Annotated in this window: 11 protein-coding genes and 3 pseudogenes; 11 read left to right on the top strand and 3 right to left on the bottom strand. The window is 62.5% G+C overall.

Going from position 1 to position 14696, the window contains the following annotated elements:
• Positions 1-147 precede the first annotated feature (147 nt).
• Positions 148-816 (bottom strand): polysaccharide lyase family 7 protein, encoded by a 669-nt coding sequence (locus tag JN403_RS13740; protein ID WP_122534411.1) that lies wholly within the window; start codon positions 814-816, stop codon positions 148-150.
• Between the two features lie 569 nt (positions 817-1385).
• Here JN403_RS13740 and JN403_RS13735 point away from each other — a divergent pair.
• The 10 genes and pseudogenes from JN403_RS13735 (at position 1386) to JN403_RS13690 (ending at position 13167) form a co-directional block, all read left to right on the top strand.
• A pseudogene (locus JN403_RS13735) lies at positions 1386-1837 on the top strand (MarR family transcriptional regulator).
• A gap of 5 nt (positions 1838-1842) precedes the next feature.
• On the top strand, positions 1843-3933 hold the full coding sequence (locus JN403_RS13730; RefSeq protein WP_205487313.1) for an FUSC family protein: 2091 nt from the start codon (positions 1843-1845) through the stop codon (positions 3931-3933).
• Positions 3930-4139 carry a DUF1656 domain-containing protein gene (locus JN403_RS13725; RefSeq protein WP_122534409.1) on the top strand — a complete coding sequence of 70 codons (210 nt, stop codon included), beginning with the start codon at positions 3930-3932 and terminating at the stop codon, positions 4137-4139. The genes JN403_RS13730 and JN403_RS13725 overlap by 4 nt, the downstream gene beginning before the upstream one ends.
• On the top strand, positions 4136-5056 hold the full coding sequence (locus JN403_RS13720; RefSeq protein WP_205482800.1) for an HlyD family secretion protein: 921 nt from the start codon (positions 4136-4138) through the stop codon (positions 5054-5056). The genes JN403_RS13725 and JN403_RS13720 overlap by 4 nt, the downstream gene beginning before the upstream one ends.
• On the top strand, positions 5053-6489 hold the full coding sequence (locus JN403_RS13715; protein WP_205482798.1) for a TolC family protein: 1437 nt from the start codon (positions 5053-5055) through the stop codon (positions 6487-6489). Before JN403_RS13720 ends, JN403_RS13715 begins: the two co-directional genes overlap by 4 nt.
• A 232-nt stretch (positions 6490-6721) precedes the next feature.
• Positions 6722-7554: pseudogene (locus tag JN403_RS13710) on the top strand (aldo/keto reductase).
• A gap of 109 nt (positions 7555-7663) precedes the next feature.
• Positions 7664-8672, top strand: a pseudogene (locus JN403_RS13705) (transporter).
• A 130-nt stretch (positions 8673-8802) separates the two neighbouring features.
• On the top strand, positions 8803-10419 hold the full coding sequence (locus JN403_RS13700) for an inorganic phosphate transporter (protein ID WP_172612784.1): 1617 nt from the start codon (positions 8803-8805) through the stop codon (positions 10417-10419).
• A gap of 363 nt (positions 10420-10782) precedes the next feature.
• Entirely contained in the window at positions 10783-11919 is a 1137-nt protein-coding gene (ssuD, locus tag JN403_RS13695; protein WP_172612785.1) for an FMNH2-dependent alkanesulfonate monooxygenase, read from the top strand.
• Positions 11920-12063: 144 nt separating this feature from the next.
• Positions 12064-13167 (top strand): sigma-54 dependent transcriptional regulator, encoded by a 1104-nt coding sequence (locus JN403_RS13690; protein WP_122534783.1) that lies wholly within the window; start codon positions 12064-12066, stop codon positions 13165-13167.
• 47 nt (positions 13168-13214) lie between these two features.
• Here the strand turns inward: JN403_RS13690 and JN403_RS13685 are convergent, their stop codons facing one another.
• Complete coding sequence (locus tag JN403_RS13685) at positions 13215-13538, bottom strand: antibiotic biosynthesis monooxygenase (RefSeq protein ID WP_205482796.1); 324 nt, start codon at positions 13536-13538, stop codon at positions 13215-13217.
• Positions 13539-13717: 179 nt separating this feature from the next.
• Between JN403_RS13685 and soxR the strand changes: the two genes are divergently transcribed.
• Positions 13718-14179 carry a redox-sensitive transcriptional activator SoxR gene (soxR, locus tag JN403_RS13680; RefSeq protein WP_122622685.1) on the top strand — a complete coding sequence of 154 codons (462 nt, stop codon included), beginning with the start codon at positions 13718-13720 and terminating at the stop codon, positions 14177-14179.
• On the opposite strand, the gene JN403_RS13675 is transcribed toward soxR, so the two are convergent.
• Entirely contained in the window at positions 14170-14658 is a 489-nt protein-coding gene (locus tag JN403_RS13675; protein ID WP_205482795.1) for a hypothetical protein, read from the bottom strand. The two genes, soxR and JN403_RS13675, sit on opposite strands and share 10 nt — an antisense overlap.
• Positions 14659-14696 lie beyond the last annotated feature (38 nt).

Raw genomic sequence — 14696 nt, 5'->3', positions numbered from 1 at the left:
TGCCGTCAGATGAACTGTGGGAGTGAGCTTGCTCACGAAGAGGCCGGTACATCCGCTAGATCTTCAGCGGTTGAGATCAACTCTTCGCGAGCAAGCTCGCTCCCACAAGGAAAGGGTTCGTCGCGAGACTGCAGTCTGCCCCAACCCTCACGCCTTCTTGTCGTGGGTCGCCACCAGTTTGTAGAACGTCGCCGCGCCGCCTTCGGTGGCGTAGCCGGCATTGTCCTGGGTGTAGACGCCTGCCTTGAAATACAGCGGCTTGCCCTTCCAGGACAGGTCGAGCTTGGCACCCCACTGCATGTCGTAGGCATTGACGGTCAGGTTGCCGGCCTGGGTCAGGTGGATGGTGTACGTGAAGCGTTGCTTGAGCAGCACGCCGGTGGCCACCTGAATGACTTCGGGCTCTGAAGTAGGCGTCGAGCGATACTTCACGACGAGGTTGCCGGTCTTGGTTTTTTCCTTGTACTGGTATTCGAGCTTGAGCAGCGGCTCGGTACTGCCATAGGCGTGGATCTGACCGATGACGATTTTGCCCGTAGAAGGCACTTGGTCCACGGTCAGCGCCGCACGCAGGAAATTGTCCGCGTCAGAGTAGGTCCAGTTGTGAACCGTACCGTTGGCGTAAGTCTCACGCAGTTCGGTGCGGGGAAATTTGGCATTGTCAGTCCTTGACCCTGTAACCGGCGCCCAGAAGAACAAAGTGTCCCCTGAACGGAAGTAACCATCCTGGTAACCGCCGACGAGTTTTGGCGTGTCGATGGTGGCGGCTGCGATACCGACCGGTATAGAAAGATTCCAGATGGCGAGATCAATCATGGGTGCACTCATGGTGCGCGTTGCGCACAGCAAAGAAGGTGTCTGGAACAGGCCTGTGACTGCCGTTCCTGTCGTCTTTGCTATCGGCTGAACCGTTTGATCTTTAGTCGTCCCGGGAGTCAAGAAACCGCCGAAGCGGATAGGCAAGCGTGTAAGGCCAGCACAATGCCACCAGGCAACCGGCGAAGTCCCCTGCATCAAACTTTCGCCCAGCCTGCGGAAATAGCGGCGCAATGGTAAATATTTTGGCGCCATTTTTTGGAGAGCGCTTAGACGGCGCTCAAAAAATAGTTCAGCCACGGCGGCCCTGCCCGACAGACGGTACCGGAAATTTCCTGCTCTGATGCCCCCGCCCTTCTTTCGCGGCAGCCAGCGGCGTCTGGCGCGCGCATGCGCACGTTTGAGAAATCCGGCAACAAACCTGCCTGCGACACTTCGCCAGGGCCGTTCATCAACATTCCATTTGACGCGAACACTTTGTTACAGGATATTATTAGTTAGCAGCCTAATAATGCAGCGCCTAATCATTCAACTCCTAACCAACTTCATATCGCTTCAATGGTCTTTTCATGAACCCTGACACCCTGCAAATGCGCATCACCGGCGGCGTTGTCGCCGCCTCCCGGCAGTGGCGACGCGTCTGCCAGACAACGCTGATCGACTCTGGCGTCACCGAAGCCTGCGCCGGTCCGTTGCTGATGATCGCGCGTCTGGGTGAAGGCGTACGTCAGGTGACAGTGGCCCAGGCCTGCGGGCTGGAAAGCCCGTCACTGGTGCGCCTGCTGGATCAATTGTGCAAAGCCGGACTGGTGCAGCGCACCGAAGACCCCACTGACCGACGCGCCAAGGCCTTGAGCCTCACCGATGAGGGCGCGCGCTGGCCAACGCCATCGAGGCAGAGCTGATCCGCCTGCGCCGCGACATCTTCAGCAACGTCGACCCGGCGGATCTGGAAGCGACGTTGCGCGTCTTCAGCGCCATCGCCCAGGCCACGCCGATGGCGCCGGAGTCGTCATCTTGAGCGGTCTGTTCAAAGGCTTTTTCGACGGTGTACCGCCGGGCCGCGACTGGTTCTACGGCGTGCGCACGTTCGCGGCCTCGATGCTGGCGCTGTACATCGCGCTGATGATGGAACTGCCCCGCCCCTATTGGGCGATGGCAACGGTGTACATCGTCTCCAGCCCGTTCGTGGCGCCGACCAGTTCCAAGGCGCTGTACCGCGCCGCCGGCACGCTGCTGGGCGCCGCCGCCTCCGTGGTGCTGGTGCCGATGTTCGTGCAGACGCCGTTTTTACTGGCGGTGGTCATTGCCCTGTGGACCGGTACCCTGCTCTTCCTTTCCCTGCATCTGCGTACGGCCAACAGCTATGCGCTGATGCTGGCGGGCTACACCATGCCGCTGATTTCCTTCCCCGTGGTCGACAACCCCCAGGCGGTGTTCGACATCGCCGTCTCGCGCACCGAGGAAATCTTCCTCGGCATCGTCTGCGCCGCCGTGGTCGGCGCGATGTTCTGGCCACGTCGGCTGGCGCCGGTGCTGGTCGATGCCATGGGCAAGTGGTTCAAGGACGCCTCTGCCTACAGCGATCTCTTTCTCTCCCGCAGCGCCATGCCGGAAGCCGTCGGCGGCCTGCGCACGGCCATGGTCGGCACGTTCAACAGCCTGGAGCTGATGATCGGCCAGTTGCCCCACGAAGGCGCCCATCGCCAGACCGTACGCAATGCCAAGGAACTGCGCGGGCGGATGATCCATTTGCTGCCCGTTATTGATGCCCTGGACGATGCCCTTTGGGCACTGGAGCGGCGTTCGCCCGAGCACGTCGCCGACCTCGCGCCGCTGTTGATCGAGTGCCGCGACTGGGTCGAACAGACCGCCAAAGGCGCGCCGATCACATACTGGAAAGCCTTGCACACCGAGCTCGATCGCCTGCAACCCACGCCTGCGCAAATCGATGATCGCCGACAACTGCTGTTGTCGAACGCGCTGTATCGACTGCGCGAATGGATCGACCTGTGGCAGGACTGCCGCAGCCTGCAGCACGCCATCGAAACCGACGATCACTCGGCCTGGCGCGCGGTGTATCGCCATTGGCGGCTGGGGCGGCTGTCGCCGTTTCTTGATCGCGGGATGATGCTGTATTCAGTGGCAACCTCGGTCAGCGCCATCATTGTCGCGTCGGTACTGTGGATCTTGCTGGGCTGGCAGGACGGCGCGAGTGCGGTGGCGCTGGCGGCGGTGTCGTGCAGCTTCTTTGCGGCGATGGACGACCCGGCGCCGCAGATCTACCGGTTCTTCTTCTGGACCATGATGTCGGTGATCTTCGCCAGCCTCTATCTGTTCGTGGTGCTGCCCAACCTGCACGACTTCCCGATGCTGGTGCTGGCGTTTTCCGTGCCGTTTATCTGTGTCGGCACCCTGACCGTGCAGCCGAAGTTCTACCTCGGCACGCTGCTGACCATCGTCAACACCTCGTCATTCATCAGTATTCAGAGCGCCTACGACGCCGACTTCGTCAACTTCGTCAATTCCAACCTGGCCGGGCCGGCGGGTCTGGCATTCGCCTTCGTCTGGACGCTGATCGTCAGGCCGTTCGGCACTGAGGTGGCGGCCAAGCGTCTGACCCGTTTCAGCTGGCGCGACATTGTCTCCCTCAGCGAGGACGCGACCCTGGCCGAGCACCGGCAAATGGGCGTGCGCATGCTCGACCGGCTGATGCAGCACCTGCCGCGTCTGGCAATCACGGCCCAGGATTCCACCAGTGCACTGCGCGAAGCGCGGGTCGCCCTGAACATGCTCGATTTGCTGGCGTACATGCCGCGGGTCGACCCGGCGCCGCGCCAGCTGTTACGCCAGGTGGCGACCGAAGTCGGTGCGCATTTCCGGGCCTGCCTGAAAGCCCGGGAGCGTTTGCCGGCGCCCAAAGGTCTGTTGATGACCATGGACCGCGCCCGCCGCGCGCTGGCGTTCAATGGCGAAGATGATGACGCCGCGCGGCTGAATCTGCTGCACGCCCTCAGTGGCTTGCGCCTGGCGCTGTTGCCGGGTGTGGAGATCGTCGATGTGCTCGCCGAGCAGGAAGAACAACCGCCCTATGGCATCGATGGAGCGCCGTTATGATCGGTGATGTGGACATCAGCGGGATTTTCCTGCCGACCTTTCTGGTGCTGATGGGCATCGCTTACCTGATTTTTCTGGTGGTGCACGCCGTGTTGACGCGCGCCCGCTTCTACCGCCTGGTCTGGCACCGGGCTTTGTTCAACGTCGGTCTATACGCTCTGCTGCTCGGCGTCGTGGATACCCTAAGTCGATACCTGATGACATGAAAAAACCTCTTCTGACGCTGGGCCGCGTGGTCCTGACCCTGCTGGTTGTCACCCTTGCCGCGATCGTCGTGTGGCGCATGGTGATGTATTACATGTACGCGCCCTGGACCCGCGACGGGCACATCCGCGCCGACGTGATCCAGATCGCGCCGGACGTTTCCGGACTGATCGAGAAGGTCGCGGTGAGCGACAACCAATTGGTCAAGAAAGGCCAGTTGCTGTTCACCATCGATCAGGACCGTTTCCGTCTCGCCTTGCGCCAGGCCCAGGCCACGGTCGCGGAGCGCAAGGAGACCTGGGAACAGGCCCAGCGCGAAAACCGCCGTAACCGCAGCCTCGGCAATCTGGTGGCCCGCGAGCAGCTGGAAGAAAGCCAGTCCAGGGAAGCCCGGGCGCTGTCGGCCCTGAATGAAGCGCAGGTGGCCGTGGATTCGGCGCAACTGAACCTGGACCGCTCGGTGATCCGCAGCCCGGTGGACGGCTACCTCAATGACCGTGCGCCCCGGGACCGCGAATTTGTCAGCGCCGGGCACCCGGTGCTGTCGGTGGTGGACAGCAACTCGTTCCACATCGACGGCTACTTTGAAGAAACCAAGCTGGACGGGATTCACATCGGCTCCGGCGTGGACATCCGCGTGATTGGCGACCACGCCCGCCTGCGCGGTCATGTGGTGAGCATCGTCGCGGCCATCGAGGACCGCGACCGCAGCAGTGGCTCGAACCTGCTGCCCAACGTCAACCCGGCGTTCAGCTGGGTGCGACTGGCCCAGCGGATTCCGGTGCGCATTGCGTTCGACGACGTGCCGGCGGATTTCCGCATGATTGCCGGGCGCACGGCGACGGTGTCGATCATCGATGACGCCCGCTCAGCTGCTCAGGGAAATGACCAACCCATCCAGCCTGGAGCGCCGAAATGAAACACCGCGCACGCCTGCTGACGGTGGGCATGAGCATGTGCATGGGCTTGCTACTGTCGGCCTGCACCGTGGTCGGCCCGGATTACACGTTGCCTGATCAAGCCGCGGTCAATCGCCCCGATCTGCAGGGCGAGCTGGCGGGTTCGTCGACCAATGTGGTGTCGGCGCCGGTGCCGGCTGACTGGTGGCGCCTTTATCACGATCCGAAACTCGACGAGCTGGTGGGTCAGGCGCTGGTGTCCAGCACTGATCTGCGCGTCGCTGCGGCGAACCTGCAACGGGCGCGGTTTCAGATGAGTGAAGCGGACGCAGCCGGTGGCTGGAGCGGCACCGCCAAAGCTGGGGCGCAGCGCTTGCAGGAAGCCGGTCAGGCCTATCTGCTGCCGGAAAAAGTGCCGGTGTCCAATGTCGGAGATGTCGGCCTGACCACTTCTTACCAGTTCGATCTGTTTGGCGTGTTGCAGCGCGGCATCGAAGCCGCCCAGGCCAACGCCGACGCGACCCAGGCCGCTGCCGACACGGCACGCATCACGCTGGTGGCCGATGTGGTTCGCGCCTACACCCAGGTGTGTGCCGCCAACGAAGAACGCAACATCGCCCTGCACTCTCTGGACCTGCAGCAGCAGAGCCTGAACCTGACCCAACGCCTGCGCGATGCCGGCCGTGGCGATGAAACCCAGGTGACGCGCTCGCAAACCCAGTTCCGCTCGCTGCGTGCCGAGTTGCCGCGTTACGAAGCGGCGCAGAAGTCAGCGCTGTATCGCCTGTCGATGCTGCTCGCCCGCCCGCTCAATCAGCTGCCCCGCGGGGTCGCGGAGTGCGCCGAGCTGCCGCACATCGCTCAAGTCATGCCGGTGGGCGATGGCGCCGCGCTGCTCAAACGCCGTCCCGATGTGCGCCAGGCGGAACGCCGGCTGGCGATGTCGACGGCGGCCATTGGCGTGGCGACGGGCGAGTTGTATCCGGACATCAGCATCGGCGCGACCGTGGGCACCGTGGGGATTCTCGATGAACTGGGCGATCCGTCGACCAACCGCTGGGGCTTTGGCGGAGTGATCAATTGGACCATCCCGTCTAATGGCGCACGTGCGCGGATTCACATTGCCGAGGCTTCGAATCAGGTGGCGCTGGCGCGCTTTGATGGCGTGGTGCTGAACGCGATCCGCGAAGCCCAGACCGGGCTGTCCCAGTACACCGCGCTGCTGGAGCGCCGCGATGCGCTGGTTGAAACCGAGGAGTCGGCACGGCAGGCGGCGGACCAGACCCACCGGTTTTTCCTCGCCGGCCGCGAATCCTTCCTCGCCGACCTGCAAGCCACCCGCACCTACACCGACATCACCGCACAACTCGCGGCGGCGAACACCCAGGTTGCGATGGGTCAGATCGACCTGTTCCTGGCGCTGGGTGGGGGTTGGGAGAATGGGCATAAGTGAGTTCTCGCGGATTGGCGTGAACTCTTTGTGGGACCGGCTTTAGCCGGGAAGGCGTCATGTGTCACACCGCAAAACTGATGTCGTTCACACCGGCCTCTTACCGGCTGAAGCCGGTCCTGCAATGGGTGCGCAGCCCGCTCACGCACCGCGTATTCGCTTGAGATTGAACCCCTGCGCACCGGTACTGCCTGACTCTTAATGACTCAGACCCATCAGCCCGGAGGCACCCCCGATGCGCACGCTTGAACTGGCAGACAAAACCGTCCCCGTTATCGGTCAGGGCACCTGGCACATGGGTGAGGATCGCCATCAGTTCGAGGCGGAAGTCTCGGCGCTGCAACTGGGCATCGACCTGGGCCTGACGCTGATCGACACGGCCGAGATGTACGGCGAAGGCGGCGCCGAGAAAGTCGTCGGCCAAGCCATTGCCGGGCGCCGCGACGAGGTCGTGCTGGTGAGCAAGGTCTACCCGCACAACGCCAGCCGCGCGGGTATTCCGGCAGCCTGCGAGCGCAGCCTCAAGCGCATGAACACTGACTACATCGATCTGTATTTGCTGCACTGGCCCGGTCAGTACCCGCTGGAAGAAACCGTCGAAGCCTTCGAACGTTTGCGCGAAGCGGGCAAGATCGGTCGCTGGGGCGTTTCGAATTTCGACGTGTCCGATCTGCTAGAACTGGACGAACTCGGCCTCGGCGGTGGGTGTGCCACCAATCAGGTGCTGTACAACCCGGAAGAGCGCGGCATCGAATACGACCTCCTGCCCTGGATGCAAACCGCCCGGATGCCACTGATGGCGTACTGCCCGATCGGTCAGGCCGGCAATCTGCTGATGAACCCGGCCATTCTCGAAGTCGCCGAACGCCACGACGCCACGCCGGCGCAGATCAGCCTGGCGTGGGTGCTGAGGCAGGACGGCGTGATCGCGATTCCCAAGGCCGTCACCCCCATCATCTGGAATTGAACGCATCGGCGGTTGATATCGAGCTGTCCATCGAGGATGAGTTGTTGATTGATTCCTCATGGCCGGCGCCCCTGCGCAAGACGCGCCTGTCAATGGTCTGAACAAGATCGCTGCCAGACACAAACCGTCACAAAACTGTCAAAACCCCTTGCGATGATGCCGCCTTCGATCTCGTGCCCTGCGGGGCGCACTTCCCGTCTGCGAGCCTTCATGAATCAACGCATCGCCCACCATCAGGACTCCGATCTGTTCGGCTTGCTGTACGGCTACCGCTTCCGTCCCGGTGAGCCGGTCGGGAGCTGGATTCGACGGCCGCGCTGGAATGCCTGCGCCGGCCGACCGAGCCGGACGAGAGTTCGTCTGGCTGCACCCGAACCCTGACCCGCCAGCTGCGAACGCTGGCTGAAAACCAACCTCGACCTGCCCGACGAGTTCCTCGAAGCCCTGCACGAAGGGTCGCGCTCCACGCGCATCGAACACGTCGACTCCGCCCTGCTCGCGGTGGTTAACGACGTGGTCTTCGACTTCAACCGTATCTCCACCGACATCGCCACGTTGTGGGTCTGCGTGCGCAGCAACCTGATGATCTCCGCGCGCCATCAGCCCCTGCGGTCCGTGGACCGGCTGCGCTCCTCGGTCAAGCAGGGCGAAACCTTCCGCTCCCCTTGAGCTACTGGCCCATCTGCTGCGCGATCAGGCAGTGCTGAGCCAGTTCATGCGCAAGACCAGCCTCAGCGTCGACAAAATCGAAGACCAGCTTCTGTCTCAACGCCTGAGCAACAACCGCTCGGAACTCGGCGCCATGCGTCGGGTACTGGTGCGCCTGCAACTGCTGGCCCTTGAACCCGGCTCCCCAGTGCGCCTGCTGCACCGACCGCCGCAATGGCTGCTGGAGGAGGATTTTGCAAGAACTGCGGCAATCCACCGAAGAGTCGGCGCTGGTGATCAGCGACCTCGCCGCCCTCAGCGAACGGATCAAACTGCTGCAGGAAGAGATCGCCGCCAACCTCAACGAACAGAGCAGCCGTACGCTGTTCACCTCACCGTCGTGACTGTGCTGGCGCTGCCGATCAACATCGTCGCGGGTTTCTTCGGCATGAACGTCGGTGGCATACCGCTGGCGTCCGATCCCCATGGGTTCTGGGTGCTGGTTGCGCTGGTGGCAACCTTTACGTTTATTGCGGGGCGATGGGCGTTTCGCAAGAGTCGGGATTATTAAAACGAGCGGCGAAGTCGCGTCCACTGGTCCCTAACCCCGGCAAATCCACGCAAAACGTGACCCGTGTCGCATCTCTGTCACATTTTGTAATGATCATGGTCACTATCCCTCATTAACAGGATTGTGCCCCATGGCGACCCCCACACTGGCTCAAGGCTCTCTGCAACAGGGACCCGGACTGAGTGCTCAATTCGGGCGCAAGCCTGGCATGACGACGATGGTGATTTTCTTCGTTGTGCTGGCATTGGGCCTGTTCTATACCGGCTACAGCCTCAAGCAGGACATGGACGACCTGGGTACCGTCGTGCTGACCTGGACGCCGTTCATTCTGCTCGGCGTCGCGCTGGTCATCGCGCTGGGCTTTGAGTTCGTCAACGGTTTCCACGACACCGCCAACGCCGTCGCGACCGTCATCTACACCCACTCCCTGCCGCCGAACTTCGCCGTGGTCTGGTCAGGAACCTTCAACTTTCTGGGTGTGCTGTTTTCCAGCGGCGCGGTGGCGTTCGGCATCATTGCCCTGCTGCCGGTCGAGCTGATCCTGCAGGTCGGATCATCGGCGGGTTACGCGATGATCTTTGCCCTGCTGATCGCGGCGATCCTGTGGAACCTTGGCACCTGGTGGCTGGGTCTGCCAGCGTCGTCTTCCCACACGCTGATCGGCTCGATCATCGGCGTCGGTATCGCCAACGCGTTGATGCACGGCCGTGACGGCACCAGCGGCGTGGACTGGTCCCAGGCAACCAAAGTCGGCTATTCGCTGCTGCTCTCGCCGCTGGTGGGGTTCACCTGCGCCGCGCTGTTGCTGATGGCGCTGCGCATGTTCGTGAAGAACCGCGCGCTGTACAAAGCCCCGGAAGGCAACAAGCCGCCGCCGATCTGGATTCGCGGCCTGCTGATCCTGACGTGCACCGGCGTGTCGTTTGCCCACGGTTCGAACGACGGCCAGAAAGGCATGGGTCTGATCATGCTGATTCTGGTGGGTACGCTGCCGATGGCCTACGCGCTGAACCGCGCCATGCCGGCCGATCAGTCGGTGCAATTCGCCGCAGTCGCCCAGGTCACCCAACAGGCCCTGACCAAAGCGGCGCCGCTGCCCGCGCCGGCTGATTCACGTCAGACGCTGTCCACCTACATCCGTGACAAACAGGCCACCCCTGAACTGGTGCCAGCGCTGGCCGTCATGGCCGGCAAGATCGGCGATCAGGTCGCCAGTTATGGCTCGCTGGCCAAGGTGCCGGCCGAGGCCACCGCTAACGTACGAAACGACATGTACCTGACCTCTGAAGCCATCCGCGTGATGGACAAGAATAAGGTCGGCAATTTCGACGCCGACACCCAGGCCAAGGTCGATCAGTTCAAGCAGCAGATCGACACCGCGACCCGATTCATTCCGTTGTGGGTCAAGGTGGCCGTGGCAATCGCGCTGGGCCTCGGCACCATGGTGGGCTGGAAACGCATCGTGATCACTGTCGGCGAGAAGATCGGCAAGACCCACCTGACCTACGCCCAGGGCGCATCGGCTGAAGTCGTTGCGATGCTGACCATTGGCGCAGCGGACATGTACGGATTGCCGGTCTCGACCACCCACGTGCTGTCCTCCGGGGTGGCCGGCAGCATGGTCGCCAACGGCTCCGGCCTGCAGATGCGCACCCTGCGCAATCTGGCGATGGCCTGGGTGCTGACCTTGCCCGCCGCGATACTGCTGTCAGGCAGCCTGTACTGGCTGTTCACCCAGATTTTCTAATGTTGGAGCGTCTCCCGTACTGTCCTTCAGGCGCTTCGGCGCCTGTTTTTTTGCGCGGTGCTTTTTAGTGGGACTGCGTACCCATAGTAGGACCGGCTTCAGCCGGGAAGAGGCCAGCGCGAACGCCATCAATGTTGCGGTGTGACACATGACGCTTTCCCGGCTAAGGCCGGTCCCACAAAGCGCGCTCCTCGGGTTCTTCGCCACGCCAGGACTCGCATAAGCCCTCTCAGATCCAAACAAACAGGGCATATCTCTAACGGTTATAAAAATATGGAATTCAGTTCTTTTACGGAATAAATCAGAGCCTTTATAACGGGTGCACTTGTGACAAGCCCACCGATTCCGCTTGAAGGATTTCTCATGGATGTTTTCTGGTTTCTACCGACACACGGCGACGGCCATTACCTGGGCACGACCAAGGGCGCGCGCCCGGTCACGCTCAATTACCTGAAGCAGGTCGCCCAGGCCGCGGATGATCTGGGTTACCACGGCGTATTGATTCCGACCGGCCGCTCCTGCGAAGACTCCTGGGTGATCGCATCGGCCCTCGTGCCGCTGACCGAACGTCTGCGCTACCTGGTGGCGATTCGTCCGGGAATCATTTCTCCCACCGTTTCCGCGCGCATGGCTGCGACGCTGGATCGTTTGTCGGGTGGACGCCTGCTGATCAACGTCGTGACCGGTGGCGACCCGGATGAAAACCGTGGCGATGGCAGCTTTCTCGATCACAGCGAGCGCTACGAAGTCACCGACGAATTCCTGAAGATCTGGCGCCGTGTGTTGCAGGGCGAAGCCGTGGACTTTGAAGGCAAGCACCTGAGGGTGCAGAACGCCAAAGCGCTGTATCCGCCGATCCAGAAGCCCTACCCGCCGCTGTATTTTGGCGGCTCCTCCGAAGCGGCCCATGAACTGGCCGCTGAGCAGGTCGACGTGTATCTCACCTGGGGCGAACCCCCTGCCGCCGTGGCCGAAAAGCTGGCGGACGTGCGTGAGCGCGCCGCGCGCAACGGCCGCACCGTCAAGTTCGGCATCCGTCTGCACGTAATCGTCCGCGAAACCAGCGAAGAAGCCTGGAAAGCCGCCGACACCCTGATCGAGCACATCAGCGACGACACCATCGCCGCTGCGCAGAAATCCTTTTCGCGTTTCGACTCCGAAGGCCAGCGCCGCATGGCCGCGCTGCACGACGGCCGTCGCGACAACCTGGAAATCGCCCCCAACCTGTGGGCCGGCGTCGGCCTGGTACGGGGCGGCGCAGGCACGGCGCTGGTGGGCAATCCCCAGGAAGTCGCCGCACGCATCAAGGAATACGCAGACCTGGGCATCGAAAGTTTCATTTTCTCCGGCTACCCGCACCTGGAAGAAGCCTACCGCTTCGCCGAACTGGTGTTTCCGCTGTTGCCTGAGCCGTATCGCAGCCTGGCAGGCCGCGGCATCACCAACCTCACCGGCCCGTTCGGGGAGATGATTGCCAACGATCTGCCGCCGCAGAAGTAAGTTTCACCGCCCCCTGGAAACAACCGCTTGCTGCGCGCCCGCGCAGCGCGTGGGAAGCGGTTGATCTGCCAGCGCGACAACGGCGACCGCGACAAGGAGTCCTTCATGACAGCCAGCCTCCCGTTCCAACCACAAGTGACCCCTATGCAGCTATTGACCCTACCGCCCTCGCCAGCCCTGGCGACTTCGATACGCGCCACCGCGCAGGTGTTCGAAGACCCGAGGTCCCAGGCGCTGCTGGCCCACATTGAACAAGTCGCGCCCAGCGATGCCAGCGTGCTGATCATCGGTGAAACCGGCACCGGCAAGGAGCTGGTGGCCCGTCACATTCACAACCTGAGCAGCCGTCGTCACCAGCCGTTCGTAGCCGTCAACTGCGGTGCGTTTTCAGAATCGCTGGTGGAAGCCGAGCTGTTCGGCCAGGAAAAAGGCGCGTTCACCGGCGCCCTCACCGCCAAGGCCGGCTGGTTCGAAGAAGCCAACGGCGGCACGCTGTTTCTCGACGAAATCGGCGATCTGCCCCTGGCGATTCAGGTCAAGCTGCTGCGCGTCCTGCAGGAGCGCGAAGTGGTGCGGCTGGGTTCGCGCAAAAGCACGCCGATCAACGTGCGGGTGCTGGCCGCGACCAACGTTCAACTGGAACGCGCCATCAACGCCGGGCACTTTCGCGAAGACCTGTTCTATCGCCTCAACGTCGTCAATCTGGAGCTGAGCACCCTGCGCGACCGGCCGGGCGACATCATGCCGCTGAGCCGCCACTTCATCGACGTCTACAGCCAGCGTCTGGGCTGCGGACCGATCCAGATCAGCGCCGATGCCGAGCACAAGCTGCGGACCTACGGCTGGCCGGGGAATATTCGCGAGCTGGAGAACGTGATTCACCACACCTTGCTCATCTGCCGCAACGGCGTGATTCAGTCCAGCGATCTGCGCCTGTCGAACCTGCGCCTTGAGCGCCAGGAGGATTCAGCCCCCGCCGTCGACGATTCAACCGAAGCGCTGCTGGCCCGGGCATTCCAGCGTCTGTTCGAAGAGCAGGCCGGCGCGCTGCATGAGAAGGTCGAAGACGCCTTGCTGCGCGCGGCCTATCGCTTCAGCCACTGCAACCAGGTACACACCGCGCAGTTGCTGGGGTTGAGCCGCAATGTCGTGCGCGCGCGGCTGATCAAGATCGGCGAACTCGCCGTCAACAAGCGCCGCCCCGGCGAACAGACCCAGGGTGAGCGGATGCTGCATTTGTCGGTGTGAGCCGCAGCGATGCAAGCTGTAGGACTGCATTCAGCCCTGACGCAGTCCTACGATTTCCCCGCCACTTCGTACGCGTTAAAGATCATCGACGTCGCCCGGTGTCGACGGATCAGTTCCCACATATCCCCTTCGCCCTGCTCGGCGTTCTCGAACGCGCGCTCGCAGTCGCTCTTCGACAGCCATTGCACATGGCTCAGCACCCGCTGGCGGTCTTCGCTGACCTGCACGCTGGCCCGGACAAAGCCTGGGTAAGTGCGCGTGAATCGCTCGAAACGCTCACTGAGCGCCACAACCAGCCCGGCCTGATGGTGGGGGTCGACGGCGAACTCAACGAACTGACTGTAGGGAAGATGAGCGGCTGCTGGTGTCATGAACGTTCTCCACGAATGACGGATGTTGCTGAACAGGATGCTGCGCAAACCGGCAAGGCCCCATACGTTTCTTGCGCCGGTGCGCCACTTGCCAAGCCCATCCAGGCAAGCGATGCTGCGCAGAATAAAACCTCCAGTTAACTGTAGGTCAAGCGTCGTTCCGCAGACAGGAAGATTGCATGCTCACCCAGGACATCCCGCCCATCGCCCGCGAACTCACCGTCGGCCAACTGTCCGCCCGCAGCGGCGTGGCTATTACCGCGCTGCGCTTTTACGAGGCCAAAGGTCTGATCAGCAGCCAGCGCAACGCCGGCAATCAGCGTCGCTATCCCAGGGATGTGCTGCGCCGGGTGGCGTTGATCAAAACCGCGCAGCGCCTGGGCATTCCGCTGGCGACCATCCAGACCGCGCTGCAGACCCTGCCTCAGGACCGCGCGCCCAGCGTTGAAGACTGGACCCGGCTATCCGAGCGCTGGAAAGCCGATCTGGATGAACGCATCAACCGCCTCACCGCCCTGCGCGACCAACTCAATGGCTGCATCGGTTGCGGCTGCCTGTCGATGGAGGCCTGCCCGCTGCGTAACTTCGGCGACAGCTTGAGCGAGCAAGGCGCCGGGCCGCGCCTGCTGGATCAGGATTGAAGGTTTTGTGGACTGACCAGGGTGCCAGCGAGGGTCTGGTCCGCCACTGACAGATGCATCTGCTGCATCGCTTGATTGAGCTGATTAGTGGCCTGAATGAGCGAGTTGGTCATCGCCATGATTTCCATCTGCAACTGACGCATCTTGCCCTCCCGGGCGCGGGGCGAGAGCGACCGGTCGCTCATGAAGGCCTGCATGTCCTGCATGCGTTTGGCAATGCGCTCCTGAATCGAGCGGATCAGCTTGAGCTGCTCCTTGATCCGGTCAGGCAGGTGCGTGGCGTCAATGTCGGCGTTCTTGTCACCCTTCTTCGCCGCTTTCTGCGCGTCCGGTGAAAGCAGTACTTCAATGCCCTGACGCACCTGGTCGGCGGCGCTGAGGCTCTGCTGTGGGTCGTCGGCACCGAGGGACGCCGGCGCAACGTTTTGCGGCAGCAGTAATGCCGCTTCTGCGGGGTTTCTGAAACTCAAGCTCAACATGACGACTGGCCTCCATAGCCTTGTCCGATCGCTGACGT

Source organism: Pseudomonas sp. 15A4 (genome assembly GCF_016925575.1).
Classification (GTDB): Bacteria; Pseudomonadota; Gammaproteobacteria; order Pseudomonadales; family Pseudomonadaceae; genus Aquipseudomonas.
Note: the sequence above shows the minus strand (reverse complement) of the source record. Positions and strands in the feature narration are given on the sequence as shown.